Source organism: uncultured Muriicola sp., assembly GCF_947258935.1.
GTDB lineage: Bacteria > Bacteroidota > Bacteroidia > Flavobacteriales > Flavobacteriaceae > Muriicola.
Genome location: NZ_CAMYKH010000016.1, coordinates 4,780 through 27,173, shown reverse-complemented (window position 1 = coordinate 27,173; position 22,394 = coordinate 4,780). Strand labels below are relative to the sequence as shown.

Genomic DNA, 22,394 nt, shown 5'->3' with positions numbered 1-22,394 from the left:
AAACAGCTTTTCTAACTACAGATGTTTTGATTTTTATTGGCTCAGATCCAACGTTTCCTTTTAAAATATATCAGCATAAAAATGAGGATCACAAACATACCACCCAAAACCACAAAATAGCCATTTTCCATATGTAATTCGGGCATATTGTCAAAGTTCATTCCATAGACACCTGCGATAAAAGTAAGTGGAATAAAGATAGAGGCCATTACCGTCAGTACCTTCATTACTTCATTCATTTTATTACTAACGTTGCTCATGTACATTTCCATTAGGCTCATGACCATTTCCCTATATATTTGCAACGATTCATTGATCTCCAAACAATGATCTAACACATCTCTCAGAAATAATTTAGTGTCTTTGTTTATTAAAGGATGTTCTGTGTCAATAAGCCTGCCTATTAATTCTCTTACGGGAGCAATATATCTTCTAATGCGCAACACCTCTTTTTTCAGTTCCTGAATCTTATGAGCCGTTTTAGGTTTTGGTTTCTGATAGACCTCTTCTTCCAATAATTCCATCCGCTCACTTATACTTTCCAGTATCATAAAATAATTATCGATGATGGCATCTAGCAAGGCAAAGAACAAATAGTCTGCTCCCCTGCTCCTAATTCTGCCTAGTTTGCCTCTCAATCGTTGCCTTACACCATCAAAAACGTCTTGGTTTATTTCCTGAAAAACAAGGACCTCTTTGTCTAATAAAGTAATGGCCACATGTTCCACCACAATTCTCTGTTCCTCATCCAGATACATCATCTTAAATACTCCAAAAATATAATGGTCATACTCATCTATCTTGGGTCTTTGCTCTGTATGTACTGCATCTTCCAGAGACAAAGGATTTAATTGAAATGCCTTTCCTAATTTTTCAATAAAGCCTTCATCGCTTAAACCAACCAGGTTGACCCATTTTATTTGATCGTTATTATCTTCCAAAAGCGTTTCTACATTCACCGGGCTGTATTCATCCAGCGAATCTTCAGAATAAGCGATCACATCCAGAGTGCTTATTGAATTATCCCGATTCCCCGTATAGGTAATGGTGCCGGGAGCTTTCCCCAATTTCTTATGGATCTTAGATTTCTTTTTGTGTGTTAGTTTAATTGGTAATTGCAACTTGACCATATACAAAGACTTTTATTAAAGATATAAACAAAATAACGCTACATGAACTTCATGTTCTTTAAAAATAACCCTGAGCCAGGAGCGACATATGGTATCAGTGTTTTTTCGTTTGCACTAAGTGCCTTTTCCAGAGAATCTAAATCTAATTCGCCCTTACCCAGAAGGACTAAGGCGCCCATCATCATCCTGATCTGATACCGCATGAATCCTGCTCCTTTAACCGAAAGCAAATAGCTCTTTTTAGGAAAAAAATTAGCCGTCAACTCTTTGTTCTCTGTAATTTCACAATGATCAATGGTACGTGTTACTTTGGTGTTGGGCTGAATCCTCGCTGTAAAATTGTGAAAATTATGTGTGCCTTCGAAAATTTTAGCGGCCCTCTTCATTAAGGGAAGATCTAGTTCATCCAGGAAATTGGCCATGAACGGAGCACAGAATGGATGATTCTTGGTGCCATATGAAAAAATATAAACATACTCTTTGATCTTGGCATTTTGAATGATATTCTGTTCCGGATTAGCCTCCTGAATCTCTAATATTCGAATGTCTGACGGGAGGTTCTTATTGAAGTCGTGAACAAAAGCTGGCAAATCTTCAATAGGAGCTACGGGTGTCAATAATTGAAATGCCATTTTTAGGGCTGAAACCTTCGCATCTGTCCTTCCTGCCCCAAGAATTTTATACTGTTTTCCCGGATCAATGAATTTCAGCGTTTTAAGAAGCATTCCTTCAAGTGTTTTTTGTCCAGGCTGCTTTTGCCATCCACTGTACCTGAAACCTAAGTATTGCACCCATACCAAATAAGCATACTTCTTCCTGTTCATTATTCTTGTAAAGTTCATAAATATAACTATTCCTGGAATTATCAAGATGATAAGTAATCTAACCTAACTAGTATCAGATTCAGGTGGAGCCGATATTGACAATTCCTATACCAATCAACGCGCTATTTAAAAATTTTGTAATTTGGAGACACAACAAATAAACTAACCAAGATGAGTAAAAATCCAACTACAAAACCCCCGGTATGGTTCTGGATAGTGAGTGTACTGGCATTATTATGGAACCTAATGGGCGTCATGAATTATTTAGGAAGTGCCTTTATGAAGGAAGCGATCAAAGCAGAAATGACCCCCGAACAAGTTAACTTAATGGAAAGCACTCCGGCATGGGTAACCGCCGCATTTGCCATAGCAGTTTGGTTTGGTGCCGCTGGTTGTATAGGACTATTATTGCGAAAAAAATGGGCTAAATCTGCGCTTGGCATGTCCCTGATAGGTGTTCTAGCACAGACTGGGTATGGATTTTTTATGACCAATGCTACCGATGTTTACGGCCAGACTGAGGCTATAATTATTCCCTTAATGGTCATTGTCATAGCCATCTTTCTGATATTTTTCGCCCGTTTATCCGAACGTAAACTTTGGATCATTTAAATCCTGTACTTAGTACTTTTTAAGTTTAATCATTCTTTTTATTCGGCATATTTACCTGTGCCGTATATTTCATCCATTATTATATATCAGGGTACTCTAGTTTTTAAGACTGAAGGAGTATTCTGATATTTTACTTCATTATAGGGACTTTCACCACACTTTTTTAAGCATACTCAACATTCCTTACCGTTCACCGATTTGTTTGTAATAAAGGTCTCTTTCTGCCCGTTCTAAGATCGGAAAAACACCACAATTGCAAGTAACCTACTTTATGAAGCACCTAATGCGACTTATTACATGGGAAAAGTGCTTTATACTCAGCTTCAGTATTCTACCTCTTCTGATCTTCTTGAGTTTCTACGGTCTTTATACCAACAAATTCTATTTTCTAAAAGTAGATAATTACATTTTCTCACTTCTGATGATCATTCATGTATGGTTTTTAAATGCATTGCGCCAACTAGAGAAGAAACCTCATGCCCATATGAATATTACTCGTAATTTGGAATACATCATGTATGCTATCTTTTTGGTGTATCTATTTAAAATAGCGGAAACTTCCTATATCCTTTTAAGTTATTTTGAGTATTCAGATCTTGTGTTGCCATCAACATTTTTGCCGGTTGGACTCTTTATTCTAATGCTTCAATTCATTTTATTGATCGTAACCTTTACAACTTTTAAACATAGAGTAGAACAAATAGGCCCATATCGTTTTGATAGGGTCCACAAATAACAGGCCTCATGAAAGAATCTTGAGACCTATGTGCTATGGCAGCACAAAAAACCCCGCTTTGAGCGGGGTTTTTCTATAGTTTGCTAATAAATCCTCCGTAGAGATCCTTGAGCTTATATCCTTTGGTATACCTGTGCTTACTCAATTTCTTGTTAACTACAAGACCCCAAAGTAAGAACTCCTTTAAAAAATAAGAATCGCTTTTAGATACCTTTGGTTGATGTTTGCCGATTAATTCTTGCAGTGGAGGAATGCTATCAAGAGCTTCTTGATATTCCACATCGGTTTGGTCATCTAGCAATTCAATTCCCTCCCGATCAAAGAACCATAGTATAAGATCATCATATGGGCCGTCTGAATCTTTTTGTTCCAATTTCAAAATAGCAGGAAAATAATTTGGAAAGAGACTTTTAATAGCATCATCGATCAACATAAGAGCCACGGTATCAGCACCCTCCTGTTCCCCTTCGTATACCAATTCTATTTTTCCGGTAATAGCCGGAATGACTCCCATAAAATCGGATAGACGAACGCTTGTCTTATCAATACCCTGCGATAGCGCCCTTCGCTCTGCAGTACTCAGGAGATTTTCATAGGCAGTTATACTTGTACGGGCACTTACACCACTTTTAGCATCCACAAATTCACTGGTTCTAGCCTCAAAGCTAATCTGCTCCAAAAGGTCCAAGGCCAAATTAGGAACATATACGGTATCGGTTTGGTTTTTATCTAACCGAGCTTCCTGTGCAGTGATCTTCCTGGCAGTTGCTATTTCTTTTGGATAATGGGTAAGAATTTGTGACCCTATCCTGTCCTTAAGAGGAGTAACAATACTACCCCGGTTGGTATAATCCTCAGGATTTGCAGTGAACACAAATTGAATATCTAGTGGTAGTCGAAGTTTAAAACCCCGGATTTGAATGTCGCCTTCCTGTAAAATATTAAACAAAGATACCTGTATACGGGCTTGTAGATCTGGAAGTTCGTTGATCACGAAAATACAGCGATTTGCCCTGGGGATCATCCCAAAATGGATCACCCTGTCATCCGCATACGATAATTTAAGATTCGCAGCTTTAATTGGATCAACATCACCGATAAGATCGGCCACAGTTACATCTGGAGTAGCCAGTTTTTCGTAGAACCGTTCATCCCTGTGTAACCAGAAAATGGGAGTTTCATCTCCTTTTTCCTCAATAAGTTGTCTACTATATCTGGAGATAGGTTTCATTGGATCATCATTGATCTCAGATCCTTCAACTACCGGGATATATTCATCCAACAAATGAACCATAAGCCTTGCCAGACGGGTTTTAGCCTGCCCTCTTAGCCCCAAAAGGTTTATGTTATGCCGGGAGAGGATAGCTCGTTCTAATTCCGGGATCACTGAGTCTTCGTAGCCCCAGACTCCAAAAAAAGAATCTTTTCCTTCTTTGATCCTTTCTCTTAAATTATTTCGCAACTCATCTTTGATACTAATGGATTGGTATCCCGCTTTTTTTAATGCTCCTAAAGTTTTTATCTTCTTGTGATCTAATTTCATGTGCAATGGATGTTTTCTTTATTCTTTAGCAATTATTATTTTAATCTCTTTCTTCTGTTCTGTTCATAATCCTCAAAGATCATTTCCCCCAAACCTTGTATGCCCGTGAACAGTGCCTTCCCCTTGTTCGCTTCGGTGAAATGCCTTACAAACTGCATTAAATATGGGTCCTGGGCAATCATAAAGGTCGTTATAGGGATATGCAGCTTACGTGCTTGCCTGGCCATATTGTAGCACTTCTCAACAATTAAATCGTCTAGTCCCACACTATTTTTATAATAAGTACCATCTGGCAATCGCAAACAACTTGGCTTTCCATCAGTGATCATGAAGATCTGTTTGTTGGTATTCTTTTTTCTTCGCAGCATATCCATTGCCAATTGCAAACCGGCTACGGTATTCGTATGGTAAGGCCCAACTTTCAGGTATGGAAGATCTTTAATAGGAATTGGCCAGGCATCGTTCCCAAAAACAAGAATGTCCAGCGTGTCTTTTGGATATCTGGTAGTGATCAACTCTGCCAGTGCCATGGCCACCTTTTTAGCAGGTGTAATTCTGTCTTCCCCATACAAGATCATGCTATGGCTAATGTCTATCATTAAAACGGTACTCATTTGAGCCTTATGGTGAGTATCTTCAATAACCAGGTCATCTTCAGTTAGAGAGAATCCATCCAGACCATGATTTATCTGTGCATTCTTTAAGCTCTCAGTCATGGAGATCCTATCTAGTGAATCTCCGTAGTGATATTCCCTGAAATCGCCCGTATGTTCATCTCCTATTCCGGCTTTACCAGTTCTATGGTTCCCTGAACCACTTCGTTTTATCTTACCAAAGATCTGATCTAGGGCCCGCTGTCTAATTATGCGTTCCATTTTAGCGGTTATAGACAAAGATCCTTCTCCGGGATTCCCTTTTCCATCTCCACCTTCTCCTTGTTCAATTTCCTCCCGTAAATACCCCTTGGCCTTTAGATCTTCTATAAAGTCGTCTATGGTATAGTCCTCATCCGTAAGATCGTATTCCTTGTCTAGTTCTCGAAGCCAGTCCAGGGCTTCATCTACATCACCGGAGGTATGAGTAATTAGCTCTTGAAAAATCTCAAAAAGTTTTTCAAACGGGGTTTGATCCGGAGCATTATATGTAGTGAATCTGAAACCTGTTCTTGTAATCTTAGCCATCCTATAAAAATACTACATTTCACAAAATGCCCAGATCTTTTATAGAAACCTTAACGGTTTGGTCTATTTTCGTTTCAATGGTAACTCTTACATCTAAATTTTTAAAAGCTTTTATCAAAACCCCTCCGCTTTGGCTAGACAGGCAATTTGGAATAGAACAGTTTGTGTTTCCTAATATCGATTATGTGGCCGTAGATGATAGTAAGGTCCCTGCCAACATGCGATTGGGTCATAAAATGGAACATCTTTTCAAGATTTGTCTGCAAGGTCAGGTCATCTACGAACTCATCGCACATAATGTAGCCGTAAAAAGAGACAACAGGACCTTAGGGGAAATCGATTTCCTATTAAAAAACAAGAGAGATGGGAGAGTACTTCATTTAGAATTGACCTATAAATTTTATTTAATAGATACAACACTTGGTGAACCAATATATCAACTCATAGGTCCCAACAAGAAGGACACATTCTATTCCAAGTTAGAGAAACTTAAAAATACGCAGTTCCATATGCCTTTTTTAGAGGAAGGAAAAGAACAACTAGCATTGCTAGATGTAAAATCTGAAGACCTTACCCAAGAAGTTTGTTTTAAAGCGCAATTATTTGTGCCATATCAACATTCTGAGGTGGTTATTAAACCCTTTAACAAGCATTGTGTTGCCGGGTTTTGGCTACCTTTTGAGGCCGTTACTACCTCAAAATTCCAAGCATATGAATACTATTTGCCTACAAAAGATGAATGGACCGTAAGTCCTTATGATAAAGGCTCTTGGATGTCTCATTATGAACTGTTACTAGAACTAAATATTCTCATGTTCAAAAAGCGATCACCCTTGATTTGGATGAAAAAAGAAGAATCGGTTGTTGAAAAATTCTTTGTTGTTTGGTGGTAGCCAATGGTATATTTCTCAGTAGACCAGATTTATGATCATTGTCGCTGCTCCAAAACTTTTACTACGTCTTCCAGACCAACTCCTTTGGCTCGCAATAAGATCAGATAATGAAAAAGCAGGTCGGCTCCTTCATTGAGGAAGCGTTCTTCATCAGAATCTTTGGCTTCAATAACAACTTCCACTGCCTCCTCTCCTACTTTCTGGGCAATTTTATTGATCCCCTTTTCAAAAAGTGAGGCCACATAACTTTTTTCAGGGGTAGAATTGTTTTGTCTATCAGCAATAATAGCTTCCAGCTTTGTCAGAAAGCCATAAGATGCCCTGTTCTCTTTATTCCAGCAGGTGTCTGATCCTTTATGGCAGATAGGGCCGTTAGGTGTTGCAGATATAAGTAAGGTATCCTGATCGCAATCTTCAGATATTTCCTTAACAGCAAGAAAATGACCACTTTCTTCTCCTTTTGTCCAAAGCCGCTTTTTTGTCCTGCTGTAAAAGGTAACTTTCCCTGTATTCAGGGTTTTATCGAGAGCTTCCTGATTCATATAGCCTAACATAAGTACATTTTTTGTGCTGGCATCCTGAATGATGGCAGGTACAAGGCCATCTTTATTTTTATTAAAATCTACTTTCATTTTAGGTTTTTTAGTGTCCTTATAAGTTTTTATAACCGCATAGGGATGTTCCGTTCAAGCAGGTAATTCTTTAGGTCCCTGATCTCTATTTCTTTAAAATGGAAAACACTGGCAGCCAAAGCAGCATCTGCCTTCCCTTTTGAAAAGGTATCGGCGAAATGATCCATATTCCCTGCCCCGCCAGAAGCAATGATGGGAATGTTTAAGGTCTCAGATAATTGTGCAAGTGCCTCATTGGCAAAACCATTCTTGGTTCCATCATGGTCCATGGAAGTAAAGAGAATCTCTCCTGCTCCCCTATCCTCTACTTCCTTGGCCCAATCGAAAAGATCAATTTCTGTTGGCACCTTTCCACCAACTAAATGTACTTTCCAGGTGTTATTAATCCTTTTAGCATCAATGGCGACCACAATACATTGTGAACCAAATTTTGCAACCAATTGATTGATCAGATCTGGATTCTTAACAGCTGATGAATTTATAGATATTTTATCTGCCCCATTGTATAACAGAACACTAACATCTTCAACTGAAGAGATACCGCCACCCACTGTAAAGGGAATATTTACCTTTTCAGCGACCCTTTTTACCAAATCAGCCAGGGTCTTACGTTCTTCTTCAGTAGCTGAGATATCAAGAAAGACCAATTCATCCGCACCTTCTTTGGCATATCGCTGCGCCAACTCTACAGGGTCCCCTGCATCGCGAAGATCTACGAAGTTTATACCTTTTACGGTGCGCCCATTCTTAATATCCAGACAAGGAATGATCCTTTTGGTCAGCATTTATTTATCGTTTTTAGTATTTAGATCGAAGCCCTCATAAAAGCCAAGATCTTTATTCTTTAAAATCTTAGTCCAAAACGCGATCTGACCTGTATGGTAAGACAAGTGTTCAACTACATGTAGCACAATGCCCTGTCCACTTAGTTTAAATCCCTGGACGGAATGGGATTTGATCAATTCTTTATCCTTTAATCCATATAGCACGGTTTTAACCTCCTCCATAAGTTCCTGCAACATATGGTTAAGTTCTTTTGCACTATAACTATGCGTTACAGAGAATTCCAAATCGCGTTGCCGTCTATCTTCTTGTCCTCCCAAACCGGCGAGGATATATTGTGTGATATTTCCTTTGAGATGAATAATAATATTTCCTACGCTATTGGAGGCCCTATTTGGTTTTTTCCATAGTTCCTCGGTTGACAAGAGGGCCGTTGATTTAGAGATCATGCGTAGGCTTTCTTCCATTCTGAAAATGGCGTTCTCTACAATGTCTATGGCCAGGTCTGATCTCTTGTCTTTCATGATCTCAAAATAAACTCTTCCAATTGTTTCAAACTAATTCTGTGCTCATAAATAGCCTTGCCAATTATGGCTCCCTCGCATCCCAGGTCCCTCAAAGCATGCAGATCTTCATATTTTGCAATTCCCCCGCTGGCAATTAGCTTTATCCCTGGATCCTCATCTGCCACACCACTCAGGCCTACAGCGGTCTTAGTTTGCGCTGTTTTTTGTAAGATCTTTTTGTAAAGAACCAGGGAAGGGCCTTCCAGCATTCCGTCTTTACTAATATCTGTACAAATAACATACTGAATTCCTTTTTTCTGATAACGTTGAATAAACGGAATCAATTCTTCAGTGGAGGACTCCTGCCATCCGGAAACGGCTATCTTTTCATCCATAGCATCGGCTCCTAAAATTATCTTCTCAGCACCAAAACGAGATAACCAACTAAGGAAGGTTTCACTGTCCTTTACCGCTATGCTTCCTCCTGTAATTTGATCTGCCCCAGAGTTAAAGGCAATGCGGAGATCTTCGTCTGATTTGAGACCCCCGCCAAAATCGATCTTTAAAGATGTCCTGGAGGCAATTTGTTCTAAGACCTTGTAATTAACAATATGCTTAGACTTGGCACCATCGAGATCTACCAAATGTAAGTGCTGAATACCATGTGCCTCAAATGTTTTGGCGACTTCCAGGGGGTCTTCATTGTAAACCTTCTTTGTGGAATAGTCTCCCTTGGAAAGTCGGACGCAACTTCCTTCTATAATATCTATTGCTGGAATAATTCTCATTATTAGTTTCTTCTAGGAATTAAAGGGTTACAAAATTCTTAAGGATACGTTCCCCTACCTCGCTGCTTTTTTCCGGATGGAACTGTACTCCCCAGAAATTATCTTTGCACATGGCACTGCTGTACAAAAGTTCATAGTCAGAAATCGCAATGGTCTCTTCGCACAACGGCGCATAATAACTATGGACCAAATAAATATATTCCTTCTCCTCAACATCTTTAAAAAGCGGCGTTTTTAGGTCAGTGATCTGATTCCAGCCTATTTGAGGCACTTTTACTTTATTCGAAAACTTTACCACATCCACATCAAATATCCCTAAGCCAGAGGTGTCACCTTCTTCAGAATACCGGCACATCAGTTGCATTCCCAGACAAATCCCCAATACCGGCTGTTTGAGCCCGGGTATTACTGTATCTAAACCACTTTCCTTTAATTTGGTCATGGCGCTACTTGCTTCTCCAACACCCGGAAATATTACTTTGTCTGCCTGTTCAATGATATTTTTATCACTGCTTAAAATAGCTGTATAGCCAAGACGTTGCAAAGCAAATTGTATACTTTGTATGTTACCTGCCCCATAGTCAATGATCACTATCTTCATACTACCCTCTTATAACATGCCTTTGGTAGAAGGCAAGATCATCTTTTCCTGATCTCGTTTTACAGCCATTTTTATCGCCTTGGCAAAAGCTTTAAAAATAGCTTCTATCTTATGGTGCTCATTGGTTCCTTCCGCTTTTATGTTGAGATTTGCCTTGGCGCCATCTGTAAAAGATTTAAAGAAATGATAGAACATTTCAGTAGGCATATCTCCTATTTTTTCTCGCTTAAAATCTGCCTCCCAAACTAACCAATTTCGGCCTCCAAAATCAATGGCGACTTGTGCCAGACAATCGTCCATAGGGAGACAAAAGCCATAGCGTTCAATTCCCATTTTAGAGCCAAGGGCTTCGTAAAAGACCTCTCCCAGGGCTATAGCCGTATCTTCAATAGTATGGTGTTCATCTACTTCCAGATCTCCTGCAACCTTAATATCTAAATCTATTTGTCCATGACGGGCCAGTTGATCGAGCATATGATCGAAAAAGGCAAGTCCGGTTGATATATTTGAACTCCCGGTCCCATCCAAATTTAATTGAATGGCAATCTGGGTTTCTTTGGTTTTACGCGCATGGGAGGCTATTCTATTTTCGCTTAATAGATATTTATATATTGCTTCCCAAGAATCAGTTTCTAATGCAATGTATGATCTGACTTCTTTTTGATCAATAGTGACTTCATCGCTGCCCAGGTCTAAATTATTTTGAATAAAAATACCTTTGGTTCCCATGTTTTTCGCCAATTCCATATCTGTTAGCCTATCGCCTATCACATAGGAGTTAAGCAGATCGTACTCTTCGGAAAAATAGTCGGTTAATAGTCCGGTAGCCGGCTTACGCGTCTCAGCATTTTCATGAGGATACGTTTTGTCTATCAATACCTTTTCAAATACGATCCCTTCTTGTTCCATGGTATTCATTATAAAATCGTGTACCGGCCAAAAAGTGTCTTCGGGATATGACTCAGTACCTAAGCCATCCTGATTTGTGACCATTACCAATTCATAGGAAAGTTCTTTGGCTATTTTACCCAGAAAAGTAAATATACCCGGATAAAAAATTAGTTTTTCGAAGGAGTCTATCTGTTCATCGGCTGGCTCTTTTATAAGAGTCCCATCCCGGTCTATAAATAATACCTTTTTTTTCTGACCTGTTTTCATATTAATTCTTTTAGCGCTTTTATCAAACTGCTATTTTCAGCCGGAGTACCCACAGTAAAACGCAGGGTGTTCTGGCAAAGTGGTTGTTCTGAACGGTTTCTAACTATAATGCCTTTGTCTAATAATTGCTTATACCGGCTATTTGCATCGTCCACTACAATCAAAAGGAAATTGGCCTCACTGGGATATATGTGTTGCACTAAGGGAATAGTTTTTAGGGCTATTTCCAATTTTTTTCGTTCTTCGATAATAGTAGCAACCTCCTGCGCCACTTCATTTTTCCGCTGCAGCCTTTCCTTTGCTTTAATTTGAGTGAGTTCATTTACATTATATGGTGGCTTTATCTTATTTAAGATTTGTATGATCTCTTTAGATGCAAAACAAGACCCCAATCGTATTGCAGCCATCCCATAGGCTTTAGACAAAGTTTGAGTAATTACCAGGTTTTTATAATTCGATAGTTCACCTAACCAGCTTTCTTCTGTTGAGAAATCTATATATGCCTCATCTATAACTACCAGACCATGAAAATGATCTAATAATTCTTTGATTTGATCTTTAGGAATACAATTCCCGGTTGGATTGTTAGGCGAACACAGCAAGATTATTTTGGTGTTGGCATCTATTGCATCAAGCACCGCTTTTACATTTAATGCAAAGGAAGGAGTTAATAATACCTTCCTGTTCTCAATATTATTAAGCGATGCCAGCACACTGTACATACCGTAGGTAGGGGGTACTGTAATGACATTGTCCTTTGATGGTTCACAAAAAGCACGGAAAAGAAGATCGAGTACTTCGTCACTACCGTTTCCAAGTAAAATACAGTCTTGCTGAACCCCTTTGATAGTTGCCAATGTTGCTTTCAGGGATCGTTGTTGAGGATCAGGATAACGATTAACACCATTTTCATTTGGATTTTCATTGGCGTCCAAAAATATCTTTTCAGAGCCATCTGAAACGTAATCATCCCTTGCTGAAGAATAAGGTGTCATGGACTTTACATTCTCCCGAACCAGCTGATTCAAATTAAAACTCATGGATTTCTTCTCCACACTCATGGGTTCAACGAATTAGTTTACTGTTTCCTTTATTTTGTTCAAACGAAGTGTAACGGCATTTTTATGTGCTTCTAATCCTTCTGCTTCTGCCATTATTTCTATGGTTTCGCCTAAAGAAAGTATCCCTTTTTCAGATATTTTTTGAAAGGTGATACTTTTCATAAAGCTGTCCAGATTTACACCACTGTACTGTTTTGCATATCCATTGGTGGGTAAGGTGTGATTAGTTCCGGAAGCGTAATCACCCGCACTTTCCGGAGTGTAGTTCCCAATAAAGACCGAACCTGCATTGGCAATATTATCCAAATAAAACTGTTCATTTTTCACACAGAGAATATAATGCTCGGGGCCATATTCATTTATTAATGCTACAGCTTCCGCATCTTTTGAAACAAAGATAAGTTTGCTATTTGCGATCGCTTTACGTGCAATCTCTTTTCTTGGAAGTTTCTCTAGTTGTAATTCTACTTCTTTCTCTACTTCTTCCAACATTTTTTTTGAGGTAGATACGAGGATCACCTGACTGTCAGTGCCGTGTTCGGCCTGACTCAATAGATCGGATGCAACAAAACCTGGCTCTGCTGTATCATCAGCCATCACCAGTAACTCACTGGGACCTGCAGGCATGTCAATTGAAATGCCATACTTAGTTGCCAACTGCTTGGCTACAGTAACATATTGATTTCCAGGGCCAAAGATCTTAAATACTTTCGGTACGCTCTGAGTCCCAAATGTTAGGGCAGCTATGGCCTGGATGCCTCCTACTTTAAAAACCTTGGTTATTCCACACAAATTAGCTGTGTAAAGCACAGCTGGTGGCAACTCTCCATTCTTATCTGGAGGAGAACAGAGTATTATTTCATCGCAGCCCGCTACTTTGGCAGGAATTGCTAACATTAATACTGTAGAGAACAATGGTGCCGTACCTCCCGGAATATAGAGCCCGACTTTTTGGATAGGTCGTTTTTCCTGCCAGCATTCCACACCTGGTGATGTTTCCACCCTTACAGTAGGCGTTTCCTGAGCTTTATGAAAGCGTTTAATGTTCTTGTGCGCTTTTTGAATTGCCTTCTTTAAAGGCTCCGAAAGGGATGCCTCAGCCTTATTAAGCGCGTTCTCTGCTACTTGTATATCTTTCACTGCTACTCCATCGAACTTTTGAGTATACGATCTCAAAGCCTCGTCCCCTTCATCCTGTACAGCCTTGAAAATGGTATTTACAGTTTCCTCAATATCGCCAACCTTTTGTGTTGGTCTGGAAAGCAGCCCTTCCCATTCATTTCGTTTCGGATCGTATATCTTCTTCATGGGGAACTTAGATTAGCATTTTTTCAATAGGGCATACCAAAATTCCTTCGGCACCTGCCTGTCTTAATTCATCTATGACCTCCCAGAAGGTATCTTTGTTGATGACCGTGTGCACGGAACTCCACCCTTCTTCTGCCAGAGGCAGCACGGTTGGACTCCTCATCCCAGGTAATAACTCTAAAATAGTATCGAGCCTGTCATTAGGTACATTCATCAACACATACTTGGATTGTCTCGCAGCCAGAACAGACCGTATTCTGAATTGTAGTTTGCCCAGGATCTCCTTTTGCGCCTTGCCTATTTCAGGGGATACTGCCAATACTGCCTCACTGGTCAGAATCTTCTCCACCTCTTTTAAATTATTTTTAAAGAGCGTGCTTCCACTAGAAACAATATCACAAATAGCATCGGCTAAGCCTATGTTTGGCGCTATCTCAACAGAACCATTGATGACGTGCATCTCTGCTATGATCCCTTTGCTCTTGAGATACTTCTCTACTGTATTGGGATATGATGTTGCTATACGCTTCCCCTGAAGGTCCTCAATAGAACTATACTTTATGGATTTAGGAACTGCTATAGAAACCCTGCATTTGGAGAATCCTAATTTCTCAGCTACCTCTATTGTTTCGCCCTTTTCAACCAATACATTCTCTCCAATAATGGCAATATCTACCACACCATCTCGGAGGTATTGGGGTATATCTCCATTCCTGAGATAGAATACCTCCATAGGGAAATTACGCGCTGAGGCTTTTAACTGATCTTTGCCATTATCGATCGAGATACCACAGTCTTTAAGAATATTGAGAGAATCTTCATTCAGTCGACCTGATTTCTGTATGGCTATCTTTAATTTCATGTTTCTAAATTTTAATGCTTTAAACGAAAAACAAAACCCGTTTGATTGCTCAAACGGGTCCGGATATAGTATAAATACAACAATACATTCCTAACCTGCTTGAGGGCTGGTATCTGAATGATGATGTGTATTATTGTTTCTCATATTGGAGCAAATGTAGAATTAATTTTCAATCTACAAAAATTTACGCTTACTAATTATTTCCTAATATCAAAGGCAAACCAGTATCTCCAGATCCTACCACAACTACTTTGGCATTAGGTGATTGTGCTAATGATAAAGTAGCCTCAATCCCTTTATCCTGAAGAATTTTATCTGTTAAGGATGCGCTTAAAATTCGGTTCGCATCTGCTTTACCCTGCGCTTCAATAATTTGTCGTTGCGCTTCTTTATCGGCAGTGATCAATCTAAATTCGTATTCAAGGGATTCTTGTTCCTGCTTTAATTTCCTTTCAATTGCCTCCTTAATAGTGGGTGGCAGGGTAACATCTCTTACCAAGACTTCATTGAGTTGTATATACTGACCATCAACAATTTTTTTAGTCTCTTCATAGATCTCTGCCTGAATGGCATCCCTCTTGCTAGAATACAATTGTTCCGGCGTATACCGCCCTACGACGCTTCTCGCAGCAGATCGTATGGTGGGCAATAATACTCGCTGTACATAGGCCTCGCCTTTTTCCTGGTGCAATTTGCCCAGGTCTTCATATTTAGGCTCGAACCATGCGGAGGCATCTAATTTTATTTCCAGACCGTTGGAAGAAAGAACCTGCATTTTTTCAAATACTTCTTGTTGTCTTACCTCATAGATAAAAACCTTGTTCCAGGGAGCAACTATATGAAATCCTTCCCCTAAAGGAGGTTCGTCTGTAACCACACCTTCATCAAAAGTTCTGTATAAAACACCTGCCTCACCTGAGCCAATGGTGACAGCCGATTTTGCAATGAGGATCACCAAAACAATGATGATAAATACTGCTGGTAATGCAATTTTTGGAAGTTTGTCCATTCGTTTTTTTATTTAAATTAAACCATTATATTTTCTGATAAACCATTCTGCAGTGAATGCCAAAATGATAATTCCTAGGATTATCCGGAAATCGATCAAAGATACGACATTTTCAACGCTTTTCTGCGTTGGCAGGTAACGGGTGTCAGAAGAAAGATCCTCGATTAGATTCTCTATCTGATCTGGAAAATACAACCTGCCCGTGCTTGTTTCTGCGAGTTGAGATAGTTTCCTATAATCGCTTGAAACAAATAGCTGTTCAAGATCAAAATCTTCTATAGAAAATCGGCCATTTTTTGTAAAGTCGGTTCCTTCAACCGAAACAGTAAAGGAGTATTCTCCGGCTGGAAGATCATTTATGTCCACTTCGTATTCTGAATCTCCCAAGAATAAAATACGCTCATCAACAAAATCGTTATTCAAACCCTTTAGACTTAACTTCAAAGCGGCACTTGGATCAAAGACATAGGTAGCATCAAAAAAGGAGGCCTTGATCTTTTTTTCAGTGATTCCCTGGTAGATAAACTCATTGGTCACTGAGAGTCGTTCCCTCTTTTGATCGGTTGTGAGGTACAAGATCAATTTATTGATGAAGGTGTCAAAATTCTTAAAATTTTGATCATTTCTAAAACTTTGTATACGCCATTTCCAAATGTTCTCTCCAAAGAGATAGGCGTGCCGACCGGTTTCATCAGATAAAACAGGTAATAACGGATCTTGCAGAACAACGCCTTTTATTTGTTGAGCTAAGATACTTTCATAAGGTTTGGTGATGAGTATGTCACCCAGGCTGCCCTCAAGAGGAGGAAAGTCATCCACAGAAAAATTAGAAAGATCGAACAGGCTAAAAGAAGGATTTAAAACAGCTAAGATTTCCTCATCCTGATTAAAGCTTGTTCGCTCAATCCCTTTTTGCGCCCTGTTGAGAAAGTTCCAGTTTGTATTGGGACCTGTAATTGTAAAAGTATTGATCTTAGCATCTTGTACGTATTGTAGAATGCCCGAAAATGATGGTGTTGGCTGATATAGAATAAGCATATTGTACTCGCTTAACTCCTCCTTTGATATGTTAGGACTCACCAAACCAACTGAACGTTGACTGTTGCTTTCTATGGCTTTAATAAGGGCCCCTAGATCCGGATGCATCACCTCAGAAACAAGACCGATCCTTGTTTTCTCATCAATGACCTCAATAGATAGTCGTCTTTTGTTATTATATGTATTTCGCTCTCCCTGGATCGGATCGAGGGCAATATCTACTGTTTTTAATCCAACCGAATTTGCCTGGAGAGCGGTAACGATCTTCTTAGAATTCTTTTCGTCCGAAAGATCTAAGATCTCGCGAAAAACAGTTTTGCCATCCAATTGAATGGTGATATTACTCCTAATGGGTGCTTCACCCTGATAGGAAACAAAAAATTCTAAAGGGAAGGTATTCTCCAAAAAGGCATATCTATTTGCATTTACCTGGTTTATCCTTAGATCAGTATAGGTAGTTGTGTCCCCTACCACCATTGTATTTACAGGGAAGTTAACGGCCTTGCCCATAAATTCATAGGCTTCTCCAATGGTCTGATTCCCATCAGACAATAACACGGCCGAAGCGGTATTTCCCTTAAATGCTGAATTTACAGAGGAAAGCGCTTTAGAGATATTCGTTGCTTTTTCGTCAAAGGACAAGCTGTCAGAATTCCCAAGACCAATTCCAAAAGAATAGGTGAAAAGATCGAACCTTTCTTTAAGCTCGGCGTTGTTTGTTAATTGATCCCTAAGGCTTACCATTTGATCCTCAGCATCTCCAGATTTAATAGAGTAAGAATCATCTAGTAGGATGATAAGATCTTGTTTTTCAGAGAGTAAGGAGGTTTTTGTAAAGCTTGGGTTTAATAATAAAAGAAATACACCAAAAACACCAATAAAGCGTAGAACAGCTAATGGAATTTGAAGCTTCCTGTTTCTTTTACTTTTATAGAAGTATTGATAAAAAACAATTAATAGGGTTATAAGCGCTGCAAGGAAAAGTCCTACCAGGGTAGTTGTTTGCATGTATCGCTTCTTTTAATCGCTTTATTTAAATAGTGGATCCCGTAACCTCCATAAGAAGGAAGAGCACATATTGTTAGTGTATAACTAAGTTAGCATACCTCCATCAACATGGAGTACCTGACCTGTTACATAACCTGAGAGATCTGAGGCCAGGAATAAGCAAGCGTTGGCCACGTCTTCAGGGCTTCCGCCTCTTTTAAGTGGAATTGCGTCTCGCCAGGATTGAACGGTTTTCTCATCCAATTTTCCCGTCATTTCCGTCTCAATAAACCCAGGAGCAATAGCATTGCATCTGATGTTTCTCGATCCTAATTCCAGTGCCACAGATTTTGTAAATCCTATGATGCCAGCTTTTGATGCTGCGTAATTAGTCTGACCTGCATTTCCTTTTACACCAACCACACTACTCATATTAATTATGGAACCATGTCTTTGTTTTAAGAAGGTTCGTTGAACAGCCTTGGTCATGTTAAAAACCGATTTCAGATTGATCTCAATAACCGAATCAAAGTCGTCCTCATTCATTCGCATCAAAAGGTTATCCTTGGTGATCCCTGCATTGTTGATCAGTACGTCAATGCCGCCAAAATCTTCTAATACAGATACGATCAATGCTTCAGACTCCGAAAAGCTAGCTGCATTACTTTTATAGGCTTTTGCCTTCACTCCTAAATCCGTTAATTCCTTTTGTAAAGCTAATGCCGGACCTTCGCTGGAGCTATAGGTAAATGCAATATTGGCTCCGTGATTAGCAAATACTCTTGCTATACCGGACCCAATTCCTCTGCTTGCTCCGGTGATAATGACATTCTTTCCTTCTAATAGTTTCATATGAATGTGAAGTTACTTTAGATTCTATTCAAAGATACATTTTGTCTCGCGTAAGGCGAAAAAAAATCCCGATACGATCGGGATTTATATATTGATTTGGAGTCTTAGCCCATTACTTCTTTTACTTTCTTTCCAATTTCTGCGGGAGAGTCTACCACGTGTATACCGCAATCTCGCATAATTCGTTTTTTGGCCTGTGCCGTATCATCACTTCCACCTACGATGGCACCGGCATGACCCATTGTTCTTCCTGCTGGTGCAGTTTCACCGGCAATGAACCCGACTATAGGTTTTTTACTTCCACTAGCCTTATACCAATTGGCGGCATCTGCTTCTAATTGTCCCCCTATTTCTCCTATCATTACCACACAGTCTGTATCCGGATCATTTATCAACAATTCCACTGCTTCCTTAGTTGTTGTGCCAATAATGGGGTCTCCACCTATCCCAATTGCCGTAGTAATTCCCAATCCTTGTCGCACCACCTGGTCTGCTGCCTCGTATGTAAGCGTTCCAGATTTTGAAACGATACCAACTTTGCCTTTTTTAAACACAAAGCCCGGCATAATACCTACTTTGGCTTCACCTGGCGTAATAACACCCGGACAGTTAGGCCCAATAAGCGTACAGTCTTTATCCTTGATATAGTCGTATGTCTTTACCATATCTTCGATCGGAATACCTTCTGTAATAGTAATAATAACCTTTATTCCTGCACTGGCAGCTTCCATAATTGCATCGGCTGCAAATGCTGGTGGTACAAAAATAATAGTTGTGTCTGCGCCTGCCTTTTCAACAGCTTCTTCCACTGTGTTGAACACTGGTCTATCCAGATGAGTCTGGCCGCCTTTACCGGGGGTGACTCCTCCTACAACATTAGTACCGTACTCAATCATCTGTTCGGCGTGAAAGGTACCTTCACTTCCGGTAAACCCTTGCACAATGACCTTGGAATTCTTATTGACTAATACACTCATGGTTTGTTTTTTAATTCGCAGAACAAAAATATAGGTTTGAAAATGATTTGTAAAACAATCGTTCTTTTATTGTTGATTTATTTGTTTTATCAGATCGGGTATCTTTTTCACATTGGCGAGTTGCCTGATCTTTTCCCTGGCCTCTTCCGCCGGACTACCAAAATACGTCTTTCCTCCTGCCAGTGACTTTGCAACGCCAGATTGTGCCAACACCACTGCATTCTTGCCAATAGTGATAGCACTGATTACTCCTACCTGACCCCAGAGTGTAACCTCATCTTCGATCACCACACAACCGGCAATCCCGGTTTGTGAAGCGATAAGGCACTTTTTCCCAATGACCGTATCATGTCCTACTTGTACCTGGTTATCTAATTTACTTCCTTCTTTGATTGTAGTATCCCCTGTCACACCTTTGTCTATAGTACACAAAGAGCCTATTTCTACATGATCTTCTATCACCACGCGGCCACCAGATAATAACTTGTCAAATCCTTCCGGTCTGTTTTTATAATAAAAGGCATCCGATCCTAAAACAGTTCCGGCATGTATCTGTACATGATCACCAATTACACAATGATCATAAATGGTAACATTGGGATGAATAAGACATCCCTCTCCTATGGTTACATGGTTGCCCACAAAGACATTTGGTTGAATGATTGTATCCTTTCCAATAGTTGCAGAAGTTGATATGGTAGCTTTCGCACTCACAAAGGGGCGAAAATGCCTGGTTAGCTTGTTGAAGTCGTTAAATGGTTCATCGGAAAGCAACAAGGCCTTCCCTTCCGGACAAGTAACTTCTTTATTAATGAGCACAATGGTGGCCTTAGAATTCAATGCTTTATCGTAGTATTTAGGATGATCCACAAAAACTATGTCACCCGGCTCCACCACATGTATCTCGTTCATTCCCAAGACCGGAAAATCCGCATCGCCTACAAAATTGATCTCCAGTAGAGAGGCGATCTGTTTTAGTGTTTGAGGAGTTGGGAATTTCATGTTTTAAATCTATTCTTTAGAACGCTCCATATAGTTCCCTTTATCAGTATCTACTTTGATCTTATCTCCCTCATTGATAAAAAGTGGGACATTGATAATGGCCCCTGTTTCAACGGTTGCAGGTTTTGTAGCATTGGTTGCTGTGTTTCCTTTAACGCCAGGTTCCGTATGAGTTACCTCAAGGACAACACTCGCTGGCATATCAACAGATAATGGCAAGCTGTCTTCTGTATTGAACATAATGGTTACCACTTCTCCCTCTTTCAAAAGTTGTGGTGCGTCTAATGCAGTTTCCTGTAAAGCGATCTGGTTATAATCGTCAGTATTCATAAAATGATACGTAGGTCCATCGGCATATAAAAACTGATAACTTCTGGTTTCAACCCGTACATCTTCTATCTTATGCCCGGCAGAAAAGGTATTATCCAATACCTTACCTGTAGTGACACTTTTTAGTTTTGTCCTAACAAAAGCAGGGCCTTTCCCCGGTTTTACGTGTAAAAATTCAATGATCTTATAAATATCATGATTATACCGGATGCACAAGCCTTTTCTAATGTCTGAAGTATTTGCCATAAATTTTAATTTGTACTAAAATATCCTTTCATGATACCACGCTGGGAGTCTCGAATGAATTGTAAGATGCCATCTCGTTCCGGAGTAGCTTCCATTTCGGCCTCTATGATCTGCACTGCCTGAGAATTATTATAATTTTTCTGATATAAAATACGATAGATGTTTTGAATCTCCCTTATCTTGTCCGAGCTGAACCCTCTTCTGCGAAGGCCTACGGAATTGATACCCACATAAGACATAGGCTCCCGGGCGCCTTTCACATAGGGAGGCACATCTTTACGGACAAGAGAACCTCCTGTAACAAACGCATGATTCCCAATAGAGACAAACTGATGTACTGCCACGAGGCCGGCTAAGACAACATTGTCACCAATTGTAACATGTCCTGCTAGCGTTGAATTATTGGAGAAAATACAATTGTTACCAACAAAGCAATCATGTGCAATATGACAATAGGCCATAATGAGGCAATTCTTGCCTATCCTGGTCTTCATTCTATCTAAGGTACCTTTATTAATGGTGGCACATTCCCGGATAGTAGTATTGTTTCCTATTTCAACAGTAGTTTCTTCGCCTTTATATTTAAGATCCTGTGGTGGTGCAGAAATGACCGCTCCAGGAAATATATTGCAATTTTTACCAATGCGAGCCCCTTCCATGATGGTCACGCTAGACCCTATCCAGGTTCCTTCCCCAATAACAACGTTATTATGAATTGTAGTGAAGGGTTCAACCACCACGTTTTTAGCAATTTTTGCACCTGGGTGTATATAAGCCAGAGGTTGATTCATATTATTTCTTTTTCGCTATTTGCGCCATCATTTCTGCTTCGCATACCAATTTATTATTGGCATAGGCATAAGCCTGCATATGACAAATCCCTCTTCTTATGGGTGTTATTAGACTACAATGAAAAATTAAAGTGTCTCCCGGCAAAACTTTTTGTTTGAACTTTACATTATCGATCTTCATAAAGAAGGTCAAATAATTTTCCGGATCCGGAACCGTACTCAATACTAGGATCCCTCCAGTTTGTGCCATAGCCTCAACCTGCAGTACTCCGGGCATTACGGGTGCCCCTGGAAAATGACCCATAAAAAATGGCTCATTCATTGAAACATTCTTCATGCCCACAACATGGGTCTCCGAAAGTTCCAGGATACGATCTATCAATAAAAATGGAGGCCTGTGCGGTAACATCGCCATGATCTGATGTATATCCATAAGAGGCGGTGCATTCAGATCGTATTTTGGCACACTATTTCTTTTTTCCAGCTTAATTATCTTAGAGAGCTTTTTGGCAAATTGAGTATTGACATAGTGGCCAGGTTTGTT

At 39.7% G+C, this 22,394-nt stretch carries 24 protein-coding genes; 3 read left to right on the top strand and 21 right to left on the bottom strand.

The window, feature by feature from the left end; genetic code table 11:
- Positions 1-41: 41 nt before the first annotated feature.
- On the bottom strand, positions 42-1,130 hold the full coding sequence (gene corA, locus Q0X72_RS04455) for a magnesium/cobalt transporter CorA (RefSeq protein ID WP_297762419.1): 1,089 nt from the start codon (positions 1,128-1,130) through the stop codon (positions 42-44).
- A gap of 38 nt (positions 1,131-1,168) precedes the next feature.
- Positions 1,169-1,972 carry a tRNA pseudouridine(38-40) synthase TruA gene (gene truA, locus Q0X72_RS04450; RefSeq protein ID WP_297762417.1) on the bottom strand — a complete coding sequence of 268 codons (804 nt, stop codon included), beginning with the start codon at positions 1,970-1,972 and terminating at the stop codon, positions 1,169-1,171.
- A 153-nt stretch (positions 1,973-2,125) separates the two neighbouring features.
- On the opposite strand from truA, the gene Q0X72_RS04445 reads away from it, so the two are divergent.
- Both Q0X72_RS04445 and Q0X72_RS04440 read left to right on the top strand, forming a co-directional pair.
- Positions 2,126-2,566 carry a hypothetical protein gene (locus Q0X72_RS04445; protein WP_297762415.1) on the top strand — a complete coding sequence of 147 codons (441 nt, stop codon included), beginning with the start codon at positions 2,126-2,128 and terminating at the stop codon, positions 2,564-2,566.
- A 271-nt stretch (positions 2,567-2,837) separates the two neighbouring features.
- Positions 2,838-3,302, top strand: coding sequence for a hypothetical protein (locus tag Q0X72_RS04440; protein WP_297762413.1), 465 nt, complete (start codon positions 2,838-2,840; stop codon positions 3,300-3,302).
- Positions 3,303-3,375: 73 nt separating this feature from the next.
- Here the strand turns inward: Q0X72_RS04440 and Q0X72_RS04435 are convergent, their stop codons facing one another.
- Complete coding sequence (locus tag Q0X72_RS04435; RefSeq protein WP_297762411.1) at positions 3,376-4,845, bottom strand: magnesium chelatase; 1,470 nt, start codon at positions 4,843-4,845, stop codon at positions 3,376-3,378.
- Between the two features lie 35 nt (positions 4,846-4,880).
- On the bottom strand, positions 4,881-6,026 hold the full coding sequence (locus Q0X72_RS04430) for a VWA domain-containing protein (protein ID WP_297762409.1): 1,146 nt from the start codon (positions 6,024-6,026) through the stop codon (positions 4,881-4,883).
- Between the two features lie 26 nt (positions 6,027-6,052).
- Here Q0X72_RS04430 and Q0X72_RS04425 point away from each other — a divergent pair, with 26 nt between their 5' ends.
- Positions 6,053-6,919 carry a DUF1853 family protein gene (locus tag Q0X72_RS04425; protein ID WP_297762407.1) on the top strand — a complete coding sequence of 289 codons (867 nt, stop codon included), beginning with the start codon at positions 6,053-6,055 and terminating at the stop codon, positions 6,917-6,919.
- A gap of 35 nt (positions 6,920-6,954) precedes the next feature.
- On the opposite strand, the gene hisIE is transcribed toward Q0X72_RS04425, so the two are convergent.
- The 17 genes from hisIE to fabZ form a co-directional block, all read right to left on the bottom strand.
- Positions 6,955-7,584 carry a bifunctional phosphoribosyl-AMP cyclohydrolase/phosphoribosyl-ATP diphosphatase HisIE gene (gene hisIE / locus Q0X72_RS04420; protein WP_297762452.1) on the bottom strand — a complete coding sequence of 210 codons (630 nt, stop codon included), beginning with the start codon at positions 7,582-7,584 and terminating at the stop codon, positions 6,955-6,957.
- The gene (gene hisF, locus Q0X72_RS04415) at positions 7,581-8,336 is read right to left on the bottom strand and encodes an imidazole glycerol phosphate synthase subunit HisF (RefSeq protein ID WP_297762405.1); all 756 of its coding nucleotides are present in this window, start codon (positions 8,334-8,336) and stop codon (positions 7,581-7,583) included. Before hisF ends, hisIE begins: the two co-directional genes overlap by 4 nt.
- Positions 8,337-8,858 carry a DinB family protein gene (locus Q0X72_RS04410; protein WP_297762403.1) on the bottom strand — a complete coding sequence of 174 codons (522 nt, stop codon included), beginning with the start codon at positions 8,856-8,858 and terminating at the stop codon, positions 8,337-8,339.
- Entirely contained in the window at positions 8,855-9,628 is a 774-nt protein-coding gene (locus Q0X72_RS04405) for a 1-(5-phosphoribosyl)-5-[(5-phosphoribosylamino)methylideneamino] imidazole-4-carboxamide isomerase (RefSeq protein WP_297762401.1), read from the bottom strand. Before Q0X72_RS04405 ends, Q0X72_RS04410 begins: the two co-directional genes overlap by 4 nt.
- Positions 9,629-9,647: 19 nt before the next feature.
- Positions 9,648-10,229, bottom strand: a complete 582-nt coding sequence (hisH, locus tag Q0X72_RS04400; protein ID WP_297762400.1) for an imidazole glycerol phosphate synthase subunit HisH — start codon at positions 10,227-10,229, stop codon at positions 9,648-9,650.
- 9 nt (positions 10,230-10,238) lie between these two features.
- Positions 10,239-11,387 carry a bifunctional histidinol-phosphatase/imidazoleglycerol-phosphate dehydratase HisB gene (hisB, locus tag Q0X72_RS04395; RefSeq protein ID WP_297762398.1) on the bottom strand — a complete coding sequence of 383 codons (1,149 nt, stop codon included), beginning with the start codon at positions 11,385-11,387 and terminating at the stop codon, positions 10,239-10,241.
- Complete coding sequence (hisC, locus tag Q0X72_RS04390) at positions 11,384-12,448, bottom strand: histidinol-phosphate transaminase (protein ID WP_297762396.1); 1,065 nt, start codon at positions 12,446-12,448, stop codon at positions 11,384-11,386. Before hisC ends, hisB begins: the two co-directional genes overlap by 4 nt.
- Positions 12,449-12,460: 12 nt before the next feature.
- Positions 12,461-13,756, bottom strand: a complete 1,296-nt coding sequence (gene hisD / locus Q0X72_RS04385) for a histidinol dehydrogenase (protein WP_297762394.1) — start codon at positions 13,754-13,756, stop codon at positions 12,461-12,463.
- A gap of 7 nt (positions 13,757-13,763) precedes the next feature.
- On the bottom strand, positions 13,764-14,618 hold the full coding sequence (gene hisG, locus Q0X72_RS04380) for an ATP phosphoribosyltransferase (RefSeq protein ID WP_297762392.1): 855 nt from the start codon (positions 14,616-14,618) through the stop codon (positions 13,764-13,766).
- Between the two features lie 193 nt (positions 14,619-14,811).
- The gene (locus Q0X72_RS04375; protein ID WP_297762390.1) at positions 14,812-15,627 is read right to left on the bottom strand and encodes a prohibitin family protein; all 816 of its coding nucleotides are present in this window, start codon (positions 15,625-15,627) and stop codon (positions 14,812-14,814) included.
- A gap of 12 nt (positions 15,628-15,639) precedes the next feature.
- A complete protein-coding gene (locus Q0X72_RS04370; RefSeq protein WP_297762388.1) occupies positions 15,640-17,673 on the bottom strand; it encodes a VWA domain-containing protein in 2,034 nt (677 codons plus the stop codon).
- Positions 17,674-17,757: 84 nt separating this feature from the next.
- Entirely contained in the window at positions 17,758-18,504 is a 747-nt protein-coding gene (gene fabG, locus Q0X72_RS04365; protein ID WP_297762386.1) for a 3-oxoacyl-[acyl-carrier-protein] reductase, read from the bottom strand.
- A gap of 104 nt (positions 18,505-18,608) precedes the next feature.
- Entirely contained in the window at positions 18,609-19,481 is an 873-nt protein-coding gene (sucD, locus tag Q0X72_RS04360) for a succinate--CoA ligase subunit alpha (protein ID WP_297762384.1), read from the bottom strand.
- A gap of 66 nt (positions 19,482-19,547) precedes the next feature.
- A complete protein-coding gene (gene lpxD, locus Q0X72_RS04355) occupies positions 19,548-20,483 on the bottom strand; it encodes a UDP-3-O-(3-hydroxymyristoyl)glucosamine N-acyltransferase (protein WP_297762382.1) in 936 nt (311 codons plus the stop codon).
- A 9-nt stretch (positions 20,484-20,492) separates the two neighbouring features.
- Positions 20,493-21,059 carry an elongation factor P gene (efp, locus tag Q0X72_RS04350; RefSeq protein ID WP_297762380.1) on the bottom strand — a complete coding sequence of 189 codons (567 nt, stop codon included), beginning with the start codon at positions 21,057-21,059 and terminating at the stop codon, positions 20,493-20,495.
- A 5-nt stretch (positions 21,060-21,064) separates the two neighbouring features.
- Positions 21,065-21,850: an acyl-ACP--UDP-N-acetylglucosamine O-acyltransferase gene (gene lpxA / locus Q0X72_RS04345; RefSeq protein WP_297762378.1), complete on the bottom strand. Its 786-nt coding sequence runs from the start codon at positions 21,848-21,850 to the stop codon at positions 21,065-21,067.
- A gap of 1 nt (position 21,851) precedes the next feature.
- Positions 21,852-22,394: 3-hydroxyacyl-ACP dehydratase FabZ (fabZ, locus tag Q0X72_RS04340; protein ID WP_297762376.1), on the bottom strand; the 543-nt coding region annotated here is incomplete at its 5' end.